General features: G+C 60.0%; 1 protein-coding gene. It reads left to right on the top strand.

Annotated elements, in window-relative coordinates:
* The first annotated feature begins 91 nt into the window (after window positions 1–91).
* Window positions 92–1,348 carry an IS256 family transposase gene (locus IG65_RS0133910; protein ID WP_030519003.1) on the top strand — a complete coding sequence of 419 codons (1,257 nt, stop codon included), beginning with the start codon at window positions 92–94 and terminating at the stop codon, window positions 1,346–1,348.
* Window positions 1,349–1,391 lie beyond the last annotated feature (43 nt).

The raw sequence follows: 1,391 nt of genomic DNA, 5'->3' as shown, positions 1-1,391 counted from the left end.
GGGACTGTCTGAGATCTTGTGGGCGGGACGGTGATCGGAGAGGCTGAGGCCGAGCGTCTCAGCGGAAGGGATCATCGTGTCGGAGGAGTCGATGCCGGCGGCCGGACAGTGGTCGGCAGCGGAGGGTCTGGATGTTCGGATCGCCCAGGAATTGATTGATAAGGCGCGGAAAGAGGGGTTGTCGCTGGCTGGTCCGGGTGGGTTGCTGTCCCAGATCACGAAAACCGTCCTGGAAACGGCATTGAACGCCGAAATGGACGAGCACCTCGGCTATTCCAAGGGCGATCAGCCGGTCCGCGGGGACGGGAATCACCGTAACGGGCGTTCGCAGAAGACCGTGCATACCGATGTGGGTTCGGTGCGGATTGATGTGCCGCGGGACAGGAATTCGGAATTCGAGCCGCGGATGGTTCCGAAGCATTCCCGACGGGTGGAGGGTTTCGACGAGTCGATCATCTCGTTGTATGCGAAGGGGTTGACTACCGGGGAAATTCAGAAACATCTGTCGGAAATCTATGATGTGGAGGTCTCGCGCGAGTTGATCTCGAAGATCACCGACAAGGTGATCGAGGAAATGAGTGAATGGCAGTCACGGCCGCTGGAACGCGTGTATCCGGTCGTGCTGATCGATGCTATTTTCGTCAAGATCCGGGACGGGCGAGTGGTGAATCGGCCGATCTACGTGGCGGTCGGTGTCACCCTGACCGGCGAGCGGGATGTGCTGGGTTTGTGGGTCGGCACCGGCGGTGAAGGGGCCAAGCATTGGGCCGGAGTCCTCGGTGAACTGCGTAATCGTGGGGTCGCCGACGTCATGATCGTATGCTGCGACGGCCTCAAGGGACTGCCCGAGGCGATCAACGACACCTGGCCGCTGGCCGATGTGCAGCAGTGCGTGGTCCATCTCGTGCGGGCGAGCCTGAAATACTCCTCCCGGAAATACTGGAGCCGGATCACCACCGAATTGCGGGCCATCTACACAGCGCCCACGGTCGAGGCTGCTGAATCACTTTTCGAGGAGTTCGCCGCCGAATGGGAACCCCGGTATCCCGCGATGATTGCGGTCTGGCGCAACAGCTGGGAGCAATTCACGCCGTTCTTGCGGTTCCCGGCGCCGATCCGGAAACTCGTGTATACCACGAACGCGATCGAAAGCCTGAACGCCAGGTTCCGGCAGGCGACCCGCCGTCGGGGGCATTTCCCCAACGAGCAGGCCGCTCTCAAGGTGCTCTATCTGGTCGTCCGGAACCCGATCAAAAACCGGCCGAATATCACTGGAAAGGTCAGTGGATGGAAGGATATACTCAACACGCTCGCCCTGTTCTATGGTGAGCGGATAACCGGAAACTAGCAGGACAATTCACCGTTCTGCCCACAAAAATTCCGACACTCCC

It is taken from the genome of Nocardia sp. NRRL WC-3656, from assembly GCF_000720265.1.
In the GTDB taxonomy this organism is placed as follows: domain Bacteria; phylum Actinomycetota; class Actinomycetes; order Mycobacteriales; family Mycobacteriaceae; genus Nocardia; species Nocardia nova.
This window is presented reverse-complemented; position numbering and strand designations above follow the sequence as displayed.

Excerpts from the sequence above, each read along its gene's own strand:
- IG65_RS0133910 (WP_030519003.1), top strand. The coding sequence starts at position 92 with ATGCCGGCGGCCGGACAGTGGTCGGCAGCGGAGGGTCTGGATGTTCGG.